Below are 19,675 nucleotides of genomic sequence, written 5' to 3' on the forward strand. Positions count from 1 at the left end.
ACGGGCGAGTGACAGCACCCGAGACAGCACGAGCACGTGGCCGCACGAGCAAGTGACGGGCCGTACAAGAAATCGGGAGGACAAGACGGTGGCCGGCGAACAGCAAGCACAGCCCGCATCGGCGCCCGCGGAGGCGCGCGAGAAGCACGCGCAGCTCGCTGAGCAGATCGAGGAGCACCGCTTCCGGTACTACGTGAAGGACCAGCCGGTCATCAGCGACGCGGAGTTCGACAAGCTGCTCCGCTCGCTGGAGGCGCTCGAGGACGAGTACCCGGAGCTGCGCACCCCCGACTCGCCGACCCAGAAGGTCGCGGGGGCGTACGCAACGGATTTCACGGCGGTCCAGCACCGCGAGCGCATGCTCTCCCTCGACAACGCCTTCGACGACGAGGAGCTTGCCGCCTGGGCCGACCGGGTCGCCAAGGAGGTCGGCACCTCGGCCTACCACTTCCTCTGCGAGCTCAAGGTCGACGGCCTCGCCGTCAACCTCACGTATGAGCACGGGCGGCTCACGCGCGCGGCGACCCGCGGTGACGGCCGCACGGGCGAGGACATCACCCCCAACGTGCGGACGATCGCGGAGATTCCGGACCGGCTCAAGGGTGACCTGATCCCGGCGCTCGTGGAGATCCGGGGCGAGGTCTACTTCCCCATGGAGAAGTTCGAGGAGCTCAACGCCCGCTTGGTGGACGCCGGTGAGAAGCCCTTCGCCAACCCGCGCAACGCCGCCGCGGGTTCGCTGCGCCAGAAGGACCCGCGGATCACGGCCACCCGGCCGCTGCACATGGTCGTGCACGGCATCGGCGCCCGCGAGGGCTTCAGCATCGACCGCCTGTCCCAGGCCTACGACCTGCTGCGCGAGTGGGGTCTGCCCACGGCGAAGCACAACAAGGTGGTCGAAGGACTCGACGGGGTCCGGGAGTTCATCGGGTACTACGGGGACAACCGCCACTCCGTGGAGCACGAGATCGACGGCGTCGTCGTCAAGCTCGACGAGATCCCGCTGCAGGGGCGGCTCGGCTCCACCTCGCGCGCACCGCGCTGGGCGATCGCCTGGAAATACCCGCCGGAGGAGGTCAACACCAAACTGGTGGACATCCGGGTGGGTGTCGGCCGCACCGGCCGCGTGACGCCGTACGCCGTGGTGGAGCCGGTCGTGGTCGCCGGATCCGAGGTCGAGTTCGCGACGCTGCACAACCAGGACGTGGTCAAGGCCAAGGGCGTGCTCATCGGTGACACGGTGGTGCTGCGCAAGGCCGGTGACGTCATCCCGGAGATCCTCGGCCCGGTCGTCGACCTGCGCGACGGTACGGAGCGCGAGTTCCAGATGCCCGCCGAGTGCCCGGAGTGCGGTTCGGAGCTGCGGCCCATGAAGGAGGGCGACGTCGACCTGCGCTGCCCCAACGGACGGTCCTGCCCCGCCCAGTTGCGTGAACGGCTGTTCTATCTGGCCGGCCGCAAGTGCCTGGACATCGAGAACTTCGGCTATGTCGCCGCGGCCGCGCTCACCAGCCCGCTGGAACCCTCCGAACCGCCCCTGCATGACGAGGGCGACCTCTTCGACCTGAAGGTGGAGCAGCTGCTGCCCATCAAGTCGTACGTCCTGGACCAGGACACGGGCCTGCCCAAGCGCGACCCCAAGACCGGCGAGGAGAAGATCGTCACCTTCTTCGCCAACCAGAAGGGCGAGCCCAAGAAGAACACGCTGGCCATGCTGGAGAACATCGCGGCCGCCAAGGAGCGTCCGCTCGCCCGCATCATCACGGGCCTGTCCATCCGGCATGTGGGACCGGTCGCCGCCGAGGCCCTGGCGCGTGAGTTCCGGTCCATCGACCGGATCGAACAGGCGTCTCAGGAGGAGTTGGCCGCCGTCGAGGGTGTGGGGCCGACCATCGCGGCTTCGCTCAAACAGTGGTTCGAGGAGGAGTGGCATCGCGAGATCCTGCGCAAGTGGCGGGCGGCAGGGGTCCGGATGGAGGAGGAGGGCGCCGGCGAGGAGCAGGGCCCGCGTCCGCTGGAAGGCCTCACGGTCGTCGTGACGGGAACTCTGCAGAACTACACACGGGATGGCGCGAAAGAGGCCCTGCAGAGTCGTGGTGCAAAGGTGACCGGTTCGGTTTCGAAGAAAACCTCATTCGTCATTGTGGGTGACAACCCCGGTTCCAAATACGACAAGGCAATGCAGGTGAAGGTTCCGGTTCTGAACGAGGAGGGCTTCGCGGTCCTGCTGGAACAAGGGCCGGACGCGGCTGCGGAAGTCGCCCTTCCCATCGAGGGGTAGCGGCTCAAGGCCACCCGTTCAGCCCATATCAGATGCATACGGGTGGCCTGGTCGCATTCGGGCAACCGTCGGCGACCGGTGCCCGTGGAAGCCTTCTGCGGCCTACTGTTGAGATGTGCACCTGCCGTGCCCAGCTGCGGTTGGGGCATCCCCGCTCTTCACACGAGCGCGGGGAAGGGTTTTCGGACGCGGTTCCGTCGGCAGCCTCCCGACTTCCTCCCCAGCTACCGCTGGAGTTGCCCAGGGAGGCCTCAGGCATCGAGCCGTGTGGCGTGGGCACCGCCGGCTGTGAGAGGGACGGGAATGGAACCGACCGATAGCGCCGCCCCGGACTCACGGCTGCGTGCGCGCCTTCGCGTACGGCGTGGTCCGGGTGCCGGTCGAACGGGCGTCCGTTGGTCCGTTCGTCGGCCCCCGCGAGGCCCCGACACCAGCGGCCCGAGCGGGAAGCCCATGGAGAGCGGGCGCAGCCCGGGGCATGTCACGGTCGGTCACGTCCCCGGGCCGGGCGGCTCCGCGGGCACCGAGGACCGGCTCCGTGTACGGGCACTGCTGCCCGGCGCGGTCGTCGCGGTGGCCTCACTGGCGCTTGCCGCCGGCTTCTACCGGGCGTTCACCGGCAGTCGCGGCCTCTTCCCGACCGGCAGTGCGGGCTGGTCCCTTGCCGTTCTCACCGGCCTCGTCGTGGGGCATCTCGTGGCGTTCGGCCGGGGCCGCTGGTGGAACGGCGCGGGCTCCGGGGCGGCCCTGACTCTTGCGGTCCTGCTGCTCTACGGCTGGCTGCCTGCCGGAATGATCAGTCTCGCCGTAGTCTGCCTCGTCAGCATCGCGCGCAGAAATCGCTGGTGGCAGGGCGCGCTGCACGGCGCCGTCGACATCATCGGCATCGGCGCGGGCGCCCTCGTCATGGCGGTGTTCGGCACGGTGCCGACGGCCGAGAGCCCTTGGTCGCCTGAGACCTGGGACTTCTACACCGTGCCCGAAGTGGCCCTGGTGGCGGCCGCCTATCTCTCCGTCACCCGCGTCCTCCTCTGGTACGTGCACGCGCCGCTCACGGGCGGACTGCCGACCGCCACTCGTACCGCCCTGGTCCGGCAGGGCATCCTCGCCGGCGCGCTGCTCGGCATCGCGCCGCTGATCTGCGTCGTCGCGATGGCCGTGCCCGTACTTCTGCCGCTGTTCGCGGTCCCGCTCATCGCCCTCGACTCCACGCTGTGGATAGCCCGCGCACGGGCGGAGGAGCAGCTGCGCGACCCGCTCACCGGCCTGCCCAACCGGCAGTGGCTGCTGGAGCGCACCTGGGCGGCGCTGGACGACGCGGAGCGCATCGGAGCGCGGTCCGCTCTCCTGCTGATCGACCTCGACCGGTTCCGATCGGTGAACGACACGCTCGGTCATCTCGCAGGCGACCGGCTGCTCCTGCAGATCGCCGACCGGCTGCAGACGGCCCTGCCCCGCGGTGCCGAGGCCGCGCGACTCGGCGGCGACGAGTTCGCCGTACTGCTGCCGGTCGCCGACTCCACGACCTCGGCCACGCGGGTCGCCCGGGCGCTCGTCGCCGCCCTCGGCTCCCCGCTCGACCTCGACGGGCTCACCCTCGTCCTGGAGGCCAGCGCCGGCCTCGCCGTCTTCCCCGACCACGCGCTGGACGCGGAGGGGCTGTTGCGGCGGGCGGACGTCGCGATGTACCAGGCGAAGCGGGACCGTACGGGCGTCGAGGTGTACGAGTCCAAGCGCGACTGCAACACCCCGGACCGCCTAGGCCTGCTCGGCGACCTGCGGCGGGCGCTGGACGCCTCCGAGGTCCAGCTGCACTACCAGCCGAAGGTCCGCTTCGACGGCCAGGTCGCCGGACTCGAGGCGCTCGTACGGTGGGTGCATCCCGAGCGCGGCAAGGTGCCGCCGGACGAGTTCATCGCGATCGCCGAGTCGTCCGGGCTGATGCCGCACCTCACGGAGTACGTGCTGGAGACGGCGCTCGCCCAGGTGGCGCGCTGGCGTGCCCAGGGGCTGCGCGTGCCCGTCGCCGTCAATGTGTCGCCGCGCGACGTCCACACGCCCGGCTTCGCGGGCGCGGTCGCCGCGCGGCTGGCGCGGCACGGCGTCCCCGCGGGGGCGCTACAGCTGGAGATCACCGAGCATGTCCTCCTCGAGGACCCGCAGCGGGCGGCCGACACGCTGGCCGGTCTCACCGGGCACGGCGTGAAGATGTCGCTGGACGACTTCGGCACCGGTTACTCGTCGCTGGTGCATCTGCGGCGGCTGCCGGTGAGCGAGCTCAAGATCGACCGGTCGTTCGTCGCCCGGCTCGCCGTGGACGCCCAGGACGCGGAGATCGTCCGCTGCACCGTCGATCTCGCGCACTCGCTCGGGCTGCTCGTCGTCGCCGAGGGGGTCGAGGACGACGAGACGTGGGAGCGGTTGCGGGATCTCGGGTGCGATGCGGTGCAGGGGTGGCTTGTCGCGGCCGCCATGCCCGCCGACGAGACGACGGCGTGGTTGCGCGCCCGGGGTACGCGGGGGTGGCAGCGCCCTGCGGCGGCGCTACCCGCGGGTTCCTCGGACCCTTCGGGCCCGGTCCCCACGTAGCGCTGGCGCCCCGCCCACCGGAAGCCTCGCCCAGGTACCACACGGTGGTACCGGCGCCGGGCTGTGCCTCCCGAAGCCTCGCCCACCGCTGGGGGAGGAACGCCTGCCCACAACGGAAGCGACGGCCCTCCGCCTGCGGAACGCCTGCCCACAACGGAAGCGACGGCCCCCGACCGGCCCCTAAGGCACTGGGGGAGTACATCCCGGCGCGGCCCCGACCCGGCCGCCGGCGCTGTGACCACCGGCGGGTCGCCGTAAACGCTCCGACCAACCCACCGACAAGTGGCGTACACACGTGCGGCCTGCAGACGCGCACCGCCCCGGCATGGGGGCCTGAGAGGCGGGATTCCGGCCCGCCCCACAGGCGCCCAGAACCCCGCAGAGGGCCAGAGGCCAGCCCCCGCCGGGAAACCGTTTCACGGTCACCCGCCCCCGCCCCATAGGATTGGCCCAAACCACACACACTCACCCCAGAGGATCGCTGCATGCCTGGCATCACGCGCGAGGAGGTCGCCCACCTCGCCCGGCTGGCGCGTCTGGAGCTGAAGCCCGAAGAGCTCGACCACTTCGCAGGCCAGCTCGACGACATCATCGGCGCGGTCGCCCGCGTCTCCGAGGTCGCCGACCAAGACGTACCGCCGACCTCCCACCCGCTGCCGCTGACGAACGTCATGCGCGCGGACGAGGTCCGTCCCTCGCTCACCCCGGAGCAGGCGCTCTCCGGTGCCCCTGCCCAGGAGCAGCAGCGTTTCAAGGTGCCGCAGATCCTGGGGGAGGACTAGGACCACTATGACGGACAGCACCATCACCAAGCTGACCGCGGCCGAGACGGCCGCGAAGATCGCCTCCGGCGAGCTCACGGCCGTCCAGGTCACCGAGGCCCACCTCGCCCGGATCGACGCGATCGACGAGAAGGTGCACGCCTTCCTGCACGTCGACCGCGAAGGGGCGCTCGCGCAGGCCCGTGCCGTCGACGAGAAGCGGGAGCGCGGCGAGAAGCTCGGCCCGCTCGCCGGCGTACCGCTGGCGCTGAAGGACATCTTCACCACCGTGGGCATTCCGACCACGGTCGGCTCGAAGATCCTCGAGGGCTGGATCCCGCCGTACGACGCCACGGTCACCGAGAAGCTCAAGGCCGCGGACGTCGTGATCATCGGCAAGACCAACATGGACGAGTTCGCCATGGGGTCCTCGACCGAGAACAGCGCGTACGGCCCGACGGGCAACCCGTGGGACGTCACCAAGATCCCCGGCGGTTCGGGCGGCGGTTCGGCCGCCGCGCTCGCTTCCTACCAGGCGCCGCTCGCCATCGGCACGGACACCGGCGGCTCCATCCGCCAGCCCGCGGCCGTCACCGGCACGGTCGGCGTCAAGCCGACCTACGGCGGCGTGTCCCGCTACGGCATGGTGGCGTTCTCCAGCTCCCTCGACCAGGGCGGCCCCTGCGCCCGTACGGTCCTGGACGCGGCCCTCCTGCACGAGGTGATCGCCGGCCACGACCCCCTCGACTCGACGTCCATCGACGCCCCGGTCCCGCCGGTCGTCGAGGCCGCACGCAACGGCTCCGTCGAGGGCATGCGCGTCGGCGTCGTGAAGCAGTTCGCCGGCGAGGGCTACCAGGCCGGGGTCGTCGAGCGCTTCAACGAGTCCGTGTCGCTGCTCAAGGAGCTGGGCGCCGAGATCGTCGAGCTGGACTGCCCGTCCTTCGACCTGGCGCTCTCCGCGTACTACCTGATCGCCCCGTCCGAGTGTTCGAGCAACCTCGCCCGGTTCGACGGCCTGCGCTACGGCCTGCGCACCGGCGACGACGGCACGCGCTCCGCCGAGGACGTCACGTCGCTCACCCGCGAGGCCGGTTTCGGCGACGAGGTGAAGCGCCGCATCATGCTCGGCACGTACGCGCTCAGCTCCGGCTACTACGACGCGTACTACGGCTCCGCCCAGAAGGTACGGACGCTGATCAGCCGCGACTTCGAGAAGGCCTTCGAGAAGGTCGACGTGATCGTGTCGCCCACGACGCCGACCACCGCCTTCGCGATCGGGGAGCGCGCCGACGACCCGCTGGCGATGTACCTGGCGGACCTCTGCACGATCCCCGTCAACCTCGCCGGCAACGCCGCCATGTCGCTGCCCTGCGGTCTCGCGCCGGAGGACGGCCTGCCCGTCGGCCTGCAGATCATCGCCCCCGCGATGAAGGACGACCGCCTGTACAAGGTCGGTGCGGCGGTCGAGGCGGCCTTCGTGGAACGCTGGGGACACCCGCTGCTCGAGGAGGCACCGTCGCTGTGACTGCACTGTCCAAGGCCAAGGGCTTCAAGAAGTCCAAGTCCGGCACGTACCTGTCCATCGCCACCACCGCGTTCGGCGCGCTCAGTGTCGCGAAGCAGGCCAAGAAGGCCCGCATCGAGAACGACACGCTGCGGCTGATCGACGCGGCCGTGTCCGCCGCCGCCATCGTCACCGGCCTGGCGATCCTCTACCGGGAGCTGAAGCGCCTGGGCGACGACGACGTCCTGCTGGGCTGAGAGGGAAGTTTCACCGTGACTGCCACGACCACGACCGACCTGGTCTCGTACGAGGACGCACTCGCGTCGTACGACCCGGTCATGGGCCTCGAGGTCCATGTCGAACTCGGCACCAAGACGAAGATGTTCTGCGGCTGTTCGACGTCGCTCGGCGCCGACCCGAACACGCAGACCTGCCCGGTCTGCCTCGGCATGCCCGGCTCGCTCCCGGTCGTCAACGCGACCGGCGTCGAGTCCGCGATCAAGATCGGCCTCGCGCTGAACTGCGAGATCGCCGAGTGGTGCCGCTTCGCCCGGAAGAACTACTTCTATCCGGACATGCCGAAGAACTTCCAGACCTCGCAGTACGACGAGCCGATCGCCTTCAACGGCTATCTGGACGTCCAGCTCGAGGACGGCGAGGTCTTCCGTGTGGAGATCGAGCGCGCCCACATGGAGGAGGACACCGGCAAGTCGACCCATGTCGGCGGCGCGACGGGCCGTATCCACGGCGCCCTGCACTCCCTCCTCGACTACAACCGCGCAGGTATCCCGCTCATCGAGATCGTCACCAAGCCGATCGTCGGCGCGGGCGAGCGCGCTCCCGAGGTCGCCAAGGCGTACGTCGCCGAGCTGCGCGAGCTCATCAAGGCGCTGGGCGTGTCCGAGGCCCGTATGGAGATGGGCCAGATGCGCTGCGACGTCAACCTGTCGCTGATGCCGAAGGGCGCCGAGAAGTTCGGCACCCGCAGCGAGACGAAGAACGTCAACTCGCTGCGCTCCGTGGAGCGCGCGGTCCGCTTCGAGATCCAGCGCCACGCGGCCGTCCTCGGCGACGGCGGCACGATCGTGCAGGAGACCCGCCACTTCCACGAGGACACCGGTTCGACGACCTCGGGCCGTGTGAAGGAGGAGGCGGAGGACTACCGCTACTTCCCGGAGCCGGACCTGGTGCCGGTCGCCCCCTCCCGCGAGTGGGTGGAGGAGCTGCGCGCCACGCTGCCGGAGCTTCCGCTGGTCCGCCGCAACCGGCTGCGTGAGGAGTGGGGTGTCTCCGCCCACGACATGCAGTCGATGCTCAACGCCGGTGCCATCGACTCGATCGTCGCCACGATCGAGGCCGGCGCCGACGCCGCCTCCGCGCGCAAGTGGTGGATGGGCGAGCTGGCCCGCCGCGCCAACGAGGACGGCGTGGAGCTTTCCGCGCTGCCGATCACTCCCGAGCAGGTCGCCCGCGTGGCCGCCCTCGTCAAGGAGGGCTCGCTCAACGACAAGCTGGCCCGCCAGGTCATCGAGGGTGTGCTCGCGGGCGAGGGCACGCCGGACGAGGTCGTCGAGAAGCGCGGCCTGAAGGTCGTCTCGGACGACTCCGCGCTGGGCACGGCCGTCGACGAGGCCATCGCCGGCAACCCGGCCATCGCGGACAAGATCCGCGGCGGCAAGGTGGCCGCGGCCGGCGCCCTGGTGGGCGCGGTCATGAAGGCCACACGCGGCCAGGCCGACGCGGCGCGCGTCAAGGAGCTGATCCTGGAGAAGCTCGGCGTCGAGGGCTGAGCCTTCTCGTCAGGGTCCTTCTCGTACGGGCAAGAAGGGGCGGTGCACCGGTCGGTGCGCCGCCCCTTCGCCGTCTGTACGCACTATGGACACCGTCTTGACCCCGACCCCGGATTCACAGGTTCCGCGCACCCGGTACGCTGCCGGGCCATGGCGGAACTTGACGGGAGCACCACCCAACTGGCCCGCGCGGCAGGCGACGCCGAAGACCCGATCAAGGCGCCCTCCGACGTCAGGACCGGCGACGAACGAGCGGACCGGACCGACGACGGACCGGCAGACCGGACCGACGGCGAACCGGCAGACCGGACCGACGGCGAACCGGCGGACCGGACTGACGACGAACCGGCGGACCGGACCGGCGACGAACCAGCGGACCAGACCGGCGACGACGCCGGAGTCGGGTCCGAGGAGGAATCCGAAGACGGGACCCTGGAGACCGTCGCCGAACAGCGCGCCCGGGAGGCCCGGCGCGCCCGCCGGGCAGCGACCGCGTCCGGCGCGGTACTGACGCTGGCCGGAACGGGCGCCTCCGCCATACGGTTCAGCAGCGGAGCCCCGGCGAGCGCGGCCCTCGCGTACGCGATCGGCGCGGTCATCTGCGCGACGGTCGCCGTACTCGGTGCGCGCGGACGCACGAAGCGGGCGCTCGTCGGGCTGATCGCCGGGGTGCTGGTGATGGCGATCGGCGATCAGCTCGACTGAGCATGCGACCGCAGGGGACCTTGTCTCAGGAACAGGTCCTGCGACGACCCACCAACCGCGCGAACCCGAAGGTCCGGCCCGCGTCTGCGCGGAGCATCTCCGCCGAGCGGCGGGACATGGTGACCCCGGCCGCCTGGGGTGGGAGGCGGCCGGGGTCACCATGTCCCGCCGTCGAAGGGCCCGCTGGGGCTCAGCGGACGGGCACAGGCTCCGGTTCGGGCAGGCCGACGGGGGCGAGGGCCGAGGGGGCGGGAACCTCCCGGCTGAGGGTTTCGCCCTCTACATCGACGTGGGGCAGGAGCCGGTCGAGCCAGCGGGGCAGGTACCAGGCCTTGTCGCCGAGCAGGGCGAGGACGGCGGGCACGATGGCCATGCGGACGAGGAAGGCGTCGAAGAGGACGGCGATGGCCAGTCCGAAGCCGATCATTTTGATCATGGACTCCTGGGCGCCGACGAAGCCGGAGAAGACGGCCATCATGATCAGCGCGGCGGCGACCACGACGCGGGCGCTGTAGCGGAACCCGGTGACGATGGCCTGGCCGGGCCGGTCCCCGTGGACGTACGCCTCCCGCATCCGCGAGACGAGGAACACCTCGTAGTCCATGGCGAGGCCGAAGACGATGCCCACCAGGAAGATCGGCATGAGGCTCATGATGGGGCCGGTCTGCTCGACGCCGAGGAGTTCGGCTCCGTGGCCCTGCTGGAAGACCGCGATGACGGAACCGAGGGCGGCGAGGACCGACAGCAGGAAGCCGAGCGCTGCCTTCAGCGGCACCAGCAGGGACCGGAAGACGAGCAGCAGGAGCACGATGGCCAGGCCCACGACGACGGCGAGGTACGGGAGGAGGGCGTCCTGGACCTTCTGGGCGACATCGATGTTCAGCGCGGTGGTGCCGGTGACCTCGAATCTCGCCCCCGACTCGGACTCGATGCCGGGGCGTTCGTCGCGGATGGTCTGGACGAGGTCCTTGGTCTTCTCGTCGGTGGGGCTCGTCGAGGGGGTGGCGGAGAACACCGCGGTGCCACCGTCGGGGTTGAAGCGGGCCGGGGAGACGGAGACGACGCCGTCGGTGGCGGCGATCTCCTTGGAGATCCTGGACACAGCCGTCTTCGGGTTCTCAGCTCTCTTGGCGTCTACGACGATGGTCAAAGGCCCGTTGAAGCCAGGGCCGAAGCCCTCGGCGAGCGCGTCGTAGGCCCGGCGTTCGGTGGTGGAGGTGGGCTTGGCCTCATCGCCGGGCATGCCGAGCTGAAGGTCCATCACCGGTGTGGCGATCGCGCCCAGGCCCACGACACCGAGCAGGAGCACCGGAATCGGATGCCGCACCACGAGCCGGGCCCAGCGGCTGCCGCCGTTGTGCGGGTCGGCTTGCTCGATCGTGCCGCGCTTGCGGGCGGAGCGCGACAGTGCGGCGTTGGGCCAGAAGCCGAGGATGGCCGGGACCAGGGTGAGCGAGATGAGGACGGCGACGACGACGGCGCCGGCGGCGGCCAGGCCCATCTTGGTGAGCATCGGGATGCCGACCACCGACAGCCCCGCCAGGGCGATGACGACGGTGAGTCCGGCGAAGACGACGGCGGACCCGGCGGTGCCGGCGGCCAGGCCTGCCGCTTCCCTGGGTGCGTGGCCCTTGGCGCGTTCCTCGCGGTAGCGGGAGACGACGAACAGGGCGTAGTCGATGCCGCAGGCCAGGCCGAGCATGGTGGCCAGGGTGCCGGTCGTCTCCGAGAGCCCGAAGGTGCTGCCCAAGGCGAGGATCGAGGCCATGCTGACGCCGACGCCGAGGATGGCGGTGAGCAGCGGCAGCCCTGCGGCGGCCAGCGAGCCGAAGGTGATCAGCAGGACGACGGCGGCGATGGCGATGCCGATCGCTTCGGCCGCCCCGCCCGCCGACGGCTGGGTCGCCAGCGCGTCCCCGCCGACCTCCACCGTCAGCCCCGCCTCCTGGGCCTGATGCACGGCATCCTCGAGCGTCTTCTTACTGGCGTCGGTGAGGTCGTCCGCCTTGGCCTTGAAGGTGACGGTCGCGTACGCCGTGGAGGCGTCCTTGCTCACCGCCTTGGCCTGGAAGGGGTTCACCGCGCCGGCGACCTGTGAGCCCTCGGCCGCCTCGTCCACGGTCTTGTCGATGGCCGCCTTGTTGTCGGCCGCGGTGACCTTCTGGCCGTCCGGGGCGATGAAGACGATCCTGGCCACCGCCCCGTCGGCCGAGGATCCGGGGAAACGCTGCTCCAGCAGGTCGAAGGCCTTCTGGGACTCGATGCCCGGCATCGAGAAACCGTCGTCGGGGGCGGTGGGAGCCTTGGCGGCGCTGAAGCCGACGGCAACCAGGATCGCCACCCACCACAGGGCGACGTACCAGCGCCATCGGAAGGCAAGACGGCCCAGTCGATACAGGAAAGTAGCCACGGCAGGGAGGCCTCCACATCTGGTGTCGGGGACGTCCCCAGGCTGTCCGTGCCGGGCCTCTCGCGTCGTCGTGCGCCTGCCGACAATCCCGGCTACTGAGAAGGCAGTACGCCGGCACGCGCGCGTAGTGGTGACGCAGACGTCCCCCGCCGGTTCCGCCGACCCGAAGCCTTGCCGTGGAGCAGTGGATCGGACGACGGAAACCGAACCTCCTCTGGGTTTTTGCGCGGTTCAGGGCCTACGGCCGGACAGCCGCACCGCCCCCGCCAGCGACAGCGCCATCAGCCCCGCCCCCCATACCAGCGTCGTACGGAAGCCGTCCGTCGCCGTCAGCAGCAGAGCCGTCAGCGCCGTGCCGACCGCGGCCGCGACCTGAAGGATGATGTTCAGCGCCGTGCTTCCCGCCGCGACTTCGCCGTCCGCGAGGCCGCGCGTCGCCGACGCCATGACCGGCATGTTCGTCATGCCGACGCCCGTGCCCATGAGGGCGAGTGAGGCGACGAGGCGCCAGTACGGCGTGTCGGACCCGGCCTGGAGGGCGAAGGAGGCGAAGCCCCCGACGGCGACCAGCACGCCCGGCACCACGATCGTGCGCGGCGCGACCCGGTCCGAGATCCGGCTGGAGATCTGCATCACCGTGCCGCTGAACAGGAACTGGGGCGCCATCAGTAGCCCGGCCTCGGTGGCGGAGAGCCCGCGCTCCTGCTGCCAGTACAGCGGTACGAGGACCATCGAGCCGAAGTACGCGGCCGAGAACGGCACCATGGCGGCCACCGCCCGGCCGAACGACGGCCTGGCAAGGAGCCGGGGATCGAGCAGCGGATGCCTGGTCCGCAGCGCCCGGGCGGAGAAGGCGGCCACGAGTACCGCACCCGTGACGACCGGGACGATCACCTCCGCGGCGCCGAAGCCGCCGTGCTCGCCGCCCAGCGTCAGCCCGTACAGCAGGGCCGCGAGACCGGGCGACAGCATCAGCAGCCCCGGCACGTCCAACGGCCTCCGGGCCGGGGCCTCGTCCGCGGGAGCGCGCAGGACGCGGGCGCCGAGCAGCAGCGTGAGCGCGCCCACGGGCACGTTGACGAAGAAGATCCAGCGCCACGAGAGCGAGTCCGTGAGTACACCCCCGAGGACCGGGCCGGTCATCGGGCCGATGAGCACGGGTATGCCGAGGATGCCCATCATCGTGCCCTTGCGCTCCGGTGGGGCGGCGCGCAGGACGACGGTCATCGCGACCGGCATGATCATGCCGCCGCCGAGTCCCTGCAGCACCCGGAACGTGATCAGTGAACCGGCGTTCCAGGCCAGCCCGGTGAGGCCCGAGCCGAGCGTGAACAGCGCGACCGCGGTGAGGAACACCCGCTTGGCGCCGAACCGTCCGACCGCCCATGCGGATACGGGGATGACGGTCGCCAGCGCGAGCGAGTATCCGGTCACCGTCCACTGGATAACGGAGAGGGGCGCGTCGAAGGAGCGGGACAAGTGGCCCAGAGCGACGTTGACGATGGTCATGTCGAGCACCGTCATGAACGAGCCGAGGACCACGACCCCCACCACGGCCAGGACGTGCCGGGGCAGGGCGGGGGCCGCGGGCGGGCCGGACTTCGCCGGCAGCGTCGCGCTCACCGCGCGGAGTAGGGCGCGTTGGCGCGTCCGGCCCGCAGGGTGCGCCCCCACCAGCCGATCTGGTCCAGCATCCCCTTGGCGGCGCCCTCGGGGATGTCCGGCCGCAGCAGGCTTCCGTCCTCCGCGAAGTTCTCCCACGCCATGTGGAAGCTCACCGTGTCCCGCACGGTGACCGCGTGCAATTCGGCGAAGACCAGCCGCAGTTGCTCGACCGCCCGCAGTCCACCGCCGAGGCCTCCGTACGACACGAAGCCGACCGGCTTGGCCTGCCACTGGGTGAAGTGCAGGTCGATGGCGTTCTTCAGGGGCGCCGGGAAGCTGTGGTTGTACTCGGGAGTGATGACGACGAAGGCGTCGGCGGCGGCCAGCCGCGGTGTGAGCGCGTCGAGGACGGGGTCGGCCGGGGGCTCGATGCCCGTGACGTCCGGCAGCGGGTGCTCGCCTAGATCGATCGCGTCGAGCGCCAGATCGCCGCGCTGCTCGGCGAACCGCAGGAACCAGTCGGTGACGACGGGCCCGAAGCGGCCCTCGCGGGTCGAGCCCGTGAGGACGGCGACGCGGAGCGGGGCGTGCGTGGAGCTCGAAGTGGCGGACGCGGGCGAGGAGTTCGAGGGGTTCGTCATGCCAAGTAAAGTACAACGTGTATGGCAGTGATTACAACGCTCATTGTAAAACGTGGGGAGTGGATACCGTTGCGGCCGACAGGAAGGGGCAGAACACGTGGGACAGGGGCTCGTGGAGAAGCGGCAGGCGATCGTGCTGGGGGCGCGCCGGGTCTTCGGGCGTGACGGCTACACCCGCAGCAGCATCGACTCCATCGCCAAGGAGGCGGGCGTCTCCACCCGCACGATCTACAACCACTTCCCGGGCGGCAAGGCCGAACTCTTCCGGGTGGTGGTCGAGGAGGGCTCCGCGCAGGTCGTCCAGGCCCATCTGGACGCCATCGACCGCCGGCTCCACAAGGTCACGGACCTGGAGGCCGACCTCGTCGTCTTCGCCCAGGCCTGGACAGACCCCGCGAAGCGGTACCCCGACCACTTCGCGGTCGTACGCCAGCTGCGTGCCGAAGTCGGACACATTCCCCAGGAGTTCCTGGACGCGTGGCGGAGCTCGGGACCGCAGCGCGCCCTGGGCGCGGTGGCGGAGCGCTTCCGGGAGCTTGCGGAGGAGGGCCTCCTCGACGCACCGGATCCCGAGCAGGCGGCGGGCCACTTCCTTCAGCTGGTCGCCGGTGAGATCACCGACCGTACGTATCACGGGGCGCTCCCGATCTCCGACGACGAGCGGGACGCGCTGATCGCCGCGGGGGTCAGGGCGTTTCTGCGCGGCTATCTGCCGCGCTGAGCCGCTTGGCAGGCCGGACCCGAGTCGAAACGATCATTAAGAGAGTTCTCAGACTCCGTCCGTACGGTGCGGAGCATGGGAACCAAGACAGCTGAGGCAGCCGGAAACAAGGCCGGGGACGAGGTCGACACGGTCGACGAGCAGACCGCGGGGACCGAAGCGGAGGAGAGCACCCCGGAGGCCGCCGATGCCGAGGTGGAAACGGGCGCGGACGCGGAGGGCGGACCGGCCGGCGAAGAGACGGCCACCAAGGCGCCCACCGGCGTAGGCCAGGGCGCCGCCGCCGTCGTATCCGCCGCGCTCGGCCTGGTCTCGCTCACCGGTAGCTGGGTCGGCACCGTGGCCCAGGCACGCGACTCCCTGTACGGCCAGCTGGAAGTGGCGTCGGGTTCGAGCGTCGCCACGCAGATCAAGCAGATCTACGCCGACTCCTGGAACGTCAACGCGCTGGTCGCCGGTCTCTTCTCGCTCGCCGCCCTGATCGTCGGCGTCGTGGTGCTGGTCCGGCCCGCGTTCGGCAACCCGGACCGGGTCCAGGCGCCCTGGATCAAGTCCGTCGCATGGGCGGGCGTGTCGCTCGGCTTCATCGGCCTGCTGCTGGCCGCCGCCAAGTACTCGGACCTCATCCTCGCCATGCCGTCCACCTGATCGGTCCGAGCCCTTTTATAGGTCTGATCGGCCTGATCGGCCTGATCGGCCGCACTTCCTGAGGGGCCTTGGGGCCGTCGTCCGGCTGCGTAAGCAGCCCTTACGACGGGCCTAAGGCCCCTCGGCATGCAAGATGCGGCACTCTCCCGATGTGGCGGGGGTCCCTGGGCGACGAAGGTTGAGGCATCGCAGAGAGCGACGCCGAGAATCCGACTCGTCACAAGGGGTACGAGATGTTCGAGTACGAGATGCACCAGGAACGCCACGCTGAGCTGATCCGCGAGGCCGAGCGCAGCCGGCTGCTGCGCGACGCGCGTGAGGCCCGCAAGGCCGCCCGCGCCGCCCGCCGCTCTGCACGCCACGGAGGCGAAGGGCGGGTGAGTACGCAGAATGCGCAGGGTGCCCAGGGAGGCACCCACGGCGGGAGCCAGGAGCCACGCCGGTCGCAGTACGCCCCCACCGCGTGAACGGCGCCGAGCGTGGCGAAGCCGCCGGGGTGATCGCTGCGCCCGGCAACGCGGTGGCCCAGAGCCCCGCTTCGCGAATATCGAGTGCCGCGGTGTCAGACCCCTGTGCGATGCTCGGCGATGTGGAGACCAGGTCCGTCAGCCCGGTGTTCGTCGGCCGCACCGACGAACTGGGCGTACTGAACGATGCGCTCGCCCGTGCCGCCGGCCGGAGCGCCTTCCCGTCGCCGGGCGCAGCGGGCGAGCTGCCGGGCGAGCCTCAGGCGTTGCTGGTCGGCGGTGAGGCCGGGGTCGGCAAGACCCGGCTCATCGAGGAGTTCGCCGCCAGGGCCCGCCTCGAGGGCGCCGTCGTGGCGGTCGGCGGCTGTGTCGAAATAGGCGCCGACGGCCTCCCCTTCGCGCCGTTCTCCACAGCGCTGCGCGTGCTGCGCACACAGCTGCCCGACGAGCTGGCCGCCGCGGCCAGCGGACAGGAGGAGGAACTGGCGCGGCTTCTCCCCGAGCTGGGTGAGGCACCCCGCCGACTCCATGGCCGGCACGACGAGGAGGGCATGGCCCGCCTCTTCGAGCTCACCGCGCGCCTGCTCGAGCGGCTCGCAGCGGACCGCCCGATCGTCGTCGTCCTGGAGGACCTGCACTGGGCCGACGCCTCGACCCGCCACCTCCTCGCCTATCTCTTCCGTACGCTGCGCAGCGGCCGCCTCGTCGTCATCGCCACCTACCGCGCGGACGACATCCACCGCCGCCACCCGCTGCGTCCTCTGCTCGCCGAGCTCGACCGGCTCCGCAGCGTCCGGCGCATCGAGCTGGCCCGCTTCAGCCGCGACGAGGTGGGCCGCCAGATCGCCGGAATCCTCGCCCAGGAGCCCGAGCCGTCCCAGGTCGACGACATCTTCGAACGGTCCGACGGCAACGCCTTCTTCGTCGAGGAGCTCGCCGTCGCCGCGCACGAGGGCTGCAGCCCGGGACTCACCGACTCCCTCCGCGATCTGTTGCTGGTCCGCGTCGAGGCGCTGCCCGAGCACGCCCAGCGGGTCGCACGTGTCGCGGCCGAGGGCGGATCCACCGTCGAGTATCCGCTGCTCGCGGCCGTGGCGGGGCTCGCCGAGGACGACCTCATCGAGGCACTGCGGGCCGCGGTCGGCGCCAACCTCCTGCTGGCCACGCCCGACGGCGACGGCTACCGCTTCCGGCACTCCCTCGTTCGCGAGGCCGTCAGCGACGATCTGCTGCCCGGTGAGCGCTCCCGCCTCAACCGGCGCTATGCCGAGGCCCTGGAGGCCGACCCGTCGCTCGTCCCGGCCGACCAGCGCGCCACCCGTCTTGCCAGCTACTGGTACCACGCGCACGACGCGGCGAAGGCCCTGCCTGCCGTGCTGCGCGCCTCCGTCGAGGCCCGCCGCCGGCATGCCTACTCCGAGCAACTGCGGCTCCTGGAACGGGCGATGGAGCTGTGGGACGCGGCCCCCGAGGACGTCCGCGCGGAGCTGCGTCCCGTCGACTACACCGAGGTCTATCCCCCCTGCGGCTGCGACCCGGCCACCACACCGCTGCGCTATCTGGACCTGATGGCCGAGGCCGCCGTCGCGGGCAGGCTGTGCGGGGAGCGCGAGCGCGCCCTGAAGATCACCAAGCGGGCGCTGCGGCTGCTCGAGGAGGAGCGGGACCCTCTCCGTTCCGCCTGGTTCTGGGTGCAGCGGTCCAGTCTGGTGCGCAACCAGGGCCGCGGCGACGGCTGGAAGGAGCTCGCCACCGCCCAGGAACTGGTGCGGGGGCTGCCGCCGTCCGAGGTGCACGCCGATGTCCTGGCCAACGTCGCGGGCTGGTCCATGCTGCACGAGCCGGGCCCGGACGCCCTGACGGCCGCGGAGCGCGCCGTGGAGTACGCCCGCATGGTCGGAGCCCGGGACATCGAGATGACCGCACGGCTCACCCGCGGCGGCCTGCTGGTCGACGCAGGCGATGTGGAGGCCGGCCTCGCCGAGATGTACGCGGTCAAGGAACGCGTCATCGAGCTCGGCGCGCCTGCCGTCATCGGCCGCTGCCATGTGAACCTGCCGTCCCATCTGGAAGGAGTCGGCCGCTCACGGGAGGCCGTCGACATCCTGAAGGAGGGTGTCGAGCTCTGCCGCAGGCTCGGCGTGCTGGACTCCGAGGCGTGGGTGTGGAGCAACCTCTCGGAGTCCCTGTACGCGCTCGGCCGGTGGGATGAGGCGGCCGACGCCGCGACACGCGCGGAGCGCAACGGTCAGAGTGCCAAGTCCCGGGCCATGGGTGCCACACGGTTCGCCTATCTCGCCCTGGCCCGTGGTCAGATCGCCGAGGCGGCCCGCCACCTGGCCGCCGCCCATGACCACTACGGCACGCACGACACCATGCCGCAGCAGTCCCTGCCGCTCTCCCGCATCGCGATCGGCGTCGCCGCGGGCGAGGGCCGCGTACTCGACGCCCGCGCCGAGCTCGACGGGGTCCTCGCCGCGGGCTTCCCGCTCGGCACCCAGCGCTACGGCTGGCCGCTGCTGCTGGCGGCCGCCACGACCGAGGCCGACGCACGCGGTCTCCCGGTCGCCGAGGCCGGCCGCGCCGAGGTCCTGGACCGCATCAGCGCCGCCGCCAAGTCGCTCACCACGGGTGTCCCGGTGTGGTCCGCGTACGAACAGTGGGTCCGCGCGGAGTTGCGGCGCGCCGAGGGTCGCGACGTCATCGAGGTCTGGGCGGAGGTCGTCGAGGCGTTCCGTCCGCTGGAGCGCCCCTACGACCTCGCCCGCGTCCGGTACCGGCTGGCCGAGGCCATCCTGGTCCGTGGAGAGGGCGAGGACGGCCGCGCCGAAGCCGCCGAACTGCTACGGAACTCCCTGGCCGTCGCCGACCACCTCGGCGCCCGCCCGCTCGCCGAGTCGGTGGCGCTGCTCGCCCAGCGCGCCCGCCTGACGCTGACCCGTGCCGAGGCACCCGCCCCGGCCGACCCGGCCGATTCCCTGGGCCTGACCAGCCGGGAGAGGGACGTCCTACGCCTGGTCGCCCTGGGCCGCACGAACCGCCAGATAGCCGAGGAGCTGTTCATATCCCCGAAGACGGCCAGCGTCCATGTCTCCAACATCCTGGCCAAGCTGGGCGTCTCGGGCCGGGGCGAGGCTGCGGCGATGGCGCATCGGCTGCGGCTGTTTCCCGAGGCGCACGGGGACCGGCTCGCCGCCGGATGACGGCCGGCAGACGACCGCCGGATGACGGCCGGCAGACGAGGGGTCCGTGGCGGTCATCGGCCAGTCGCTGATCGACGACGAGTATCGAGGACCGGAGTCCCGGTCCGGGGAGGTGCCGGTGTTCAACGCCTTTGAGGAGCTCTTCGCACCGGGACGCAAGCACACCCAGGATGAGCGGAACCGGCTGGAGCTGACCCGGCAGGACGCCGGGGACGGCGATCCAGGGCGCGGCCCGATCGACCTGGCTTCGGGCAAGGTCGTCGTACGACCGCCTGCACCGGAGTCCCAGGAACCGGTCGAGGGCGGACCCGCCGAGTCCGACCAGGACTGACGCACGTCCTGCACGG

The 19,675-nt window shown here is 71.0% G+C and carries 14 protein-coding genes and 1 pseudogene; 12 read left to right on the forward strand and 3 right to left on the reverse strand.

Annotated features, from left to right (window positions below):
- Positions 1 to 88 precede the first annotated feature (88 nt).
- From ligA to ACSMXV_RS29235, 7 genes and pseudogenes are all read left to right on the forward strand, one after another.
- A complete protein-coding gene (gene ligA, locus ACSMXV_RS29205; RefSeq protein WP_473174169.1) occupies positions 89 to 2,281 on the forward strand; it encodes an NAD-dependent DNA ligase LigA in 2,193 nt (730 codons plus the stop codon).
- A 552-nt stretch (positions 2,282 to 2,833) separates the two neighbouring features.
- Positions 2,834 to 4,870 (forward strand): annotated as a pseudogene (locus tag ACSMXV_RS29210) (putative bifunctional diguanylate cyclase/phosphodiesterase); the annotation flags it as partial.
- A gap of 485 nt (positions 4,871 to 5,355) precedes the next feature.
- Positions 5,356 to 5,652: an Asp-tRNA(Asn)/Glu-tRNA(Gln) amidotransferase subunit GatC gene (gene gatC, locus ACSMXV_RS29215; RefSeq protein ID WP_018531282.1), complete on the forward strand. Its 297-nt coding sequence runs from the start codon at positions 5,356 to 5,358 to the stop codon at positions 5,650 to 5,652.
- 7 nt (positions 5,653 to 5,659) lie between these two features.
- Entirely contained in the window at positions 5,660 to 7,159 is a 1,500-nt protein-coding gene (gene gatA, locus ACSMXV_RS29220; protein ID WP_473174170.1) for an Asp-tRNA(Asn)/Glu-tRNA(Gln) amidotransferase subunit GatA, read from the forward strand.
- Positions 7,156 to 7,395, forward strand: a complete 240-nt coding sequence (locus tag ACSMXV_RS29225) for a hypothetical protein (protein WP_473174171.1) — start codon at positions 7,156 to 7,158, stop codon at positions 7,393 to 7,395. The genes gatA and ACSMXV_RS29225 overlap by 4 nt, the downstream gene beginning before the upstream one ends.
- A 15-nt stretch (positions 7,396 to 7,410) precedes the next feature.
- A complete protein-coding gene (gene gatB / locus ACSMXV_RS29230) occupies positions 7,411 to 8,928 on the forward strand; it encodes an Asp-tRNA(Asn)/Glu-tRNA(Gln) amidotransferase subunit GatB (RefSeq protein WP_473174172.1) in 1,518 nt (505 codons plus the stop codon).
- A 150-nt stretch (positions 8,929 to 9,078) separates the two neighbouring features.
- Positions 9,079 to 9,633: a hypothetical protein gene (locus ACSMXV_RS29235; protein ID WP_473174173.1), complete on the forward strand. Its 555-nt coding sequence runs from the start codon at positions 9,079 to 9,081 to the stop codon at positions 9,631 to 9,633.
- Between the two features lie 190 nt (positions 9,634 to 9,823).
- Here the strand turns inward: ACSMXV_RS29235 and ACSMXV_RS29240 are convergent, their stop codons facing one another.
- From ACSMXV_RS29240 to ACSMXV_RS29250, 3 genes are all read right to left on the reverse strand, one after another.
- Positions 9,824 to 12,043, reverse strand: coding sequence for an MMPL family transporter (locus tag ACSMXV_RS29240; RefSeq protein ID WP_473174174.1), 2,220 nt, complete (start codon positions 12,041 to 12,043; stop codon positions 9,824 to 9,826).
- Positions 12,044 to 12,274: 231 nt separating this feature from the next.
- Positions 12,275 to 13,666, reverse strand: coding sequence for a DHA2 family efflux MFS transporter permease subunit (locus ACSMXV_RS29245; protein WP_473174175.1), 1,392 nt, complete (start codon positions 13,664 to 13,666; stop codon positions 12,275 to 12,277).
- Complete coding sequence (locus ACSMXV_RS29250; protein ID WP_473174176.1) at positions 13,663 to 14,289, reverse strand: NADPH-dependent FMN reductase; 627 nt, start codon at positions 14,287 to 14,289, stop codon at positions 13,663 to 13,665. The genes ACSMXV_RS29245 and ACSMXV_RS29250 overlap by 4 nt, the downstream gene beginning before the upstream one ends.
- A 97-nt stretch (positions 14,290 to 14,386) precedes the next feature.
- On the opposite strand from ACSMXV_RS29250, the gene ACSMXV_RS29255 reads away from it, so the two are divergent.
- The 5 genes from ACSMXV_RS29255 (at position 14,387) to ACSMXV_RS29275 (ending at position 19,659) form a co-directional block, all read left to right on the forward strand.
- On the forward strand, positions 14,387 to 15,010 hold the full coding sequence (locus ACSMXV_RS29255; protein ID WP_473174177.1) for a TetR/AcrR family transcriptional regulator: 624 nt from the start codon (positions 14,387 to 14,389) through the stop codon (positions 15,008 to 15,010).
- Between the two features lie 75 nt (positions 15,011 to 15,085).
- Complete coding sequence (locus tag ACSMXV_RS29260; RefSeq protein WP_473174178.1) at positions 15,086 to 15,658, forward strand: hypothetical protein; 573 nt, start codon at positions 15,086 to 15,088, stop codon at positions 15,656 to 15,658.
- A 233-nt stretch (positions 15,659 to 15,891) separates the two neighbouring features.
- Positions 15,892 to 16,125 (forward strand): hypothetical protein, encoded by a 234-nt coding sequence (locus tag ACSMXV_RS29265; protein WP_473174179.1) that lies wholly within the window; start codon positions 15,892 to 15,894, stop codon positions 16,123 to 16,125.
- Positions 16,126 to 16,235: 110 nt separating this feature from the next.
- The gene (locus tag ACSMXV_RS29270) at positions 16,236 to 19,328 is read left to right on the forward strand and encodes a helix-turn-helix transcriptional regulator (protein WP_473179099.1); all 3,093 of its coding nucleotides are present in this window, start codon (positions 16,236 to 16,238) and stop codon (positions 19,326 to 19,328) included.
- A 46-nt stretch (positions 19,329 to 19,374) separates the two neighbouring features.
- Positions 19,375 to 19,659: a DUF6191 domain-containing protein gene (locus ACSMXV_RS29275; RefSeq protein WP_473174180.1), complete on the forward strand. Its 285-nt coding sequence runs from the start codon at positions 19,375 to 19,377 to the stop codon at positions 19,657 to 19,659.
- Positions 19,660 to 19,675 lie beyond the last annotated feature (16 nt).

It is taken from the genome of Streptomyces sp. DSM 42067, from assembly GCF_055792885.1.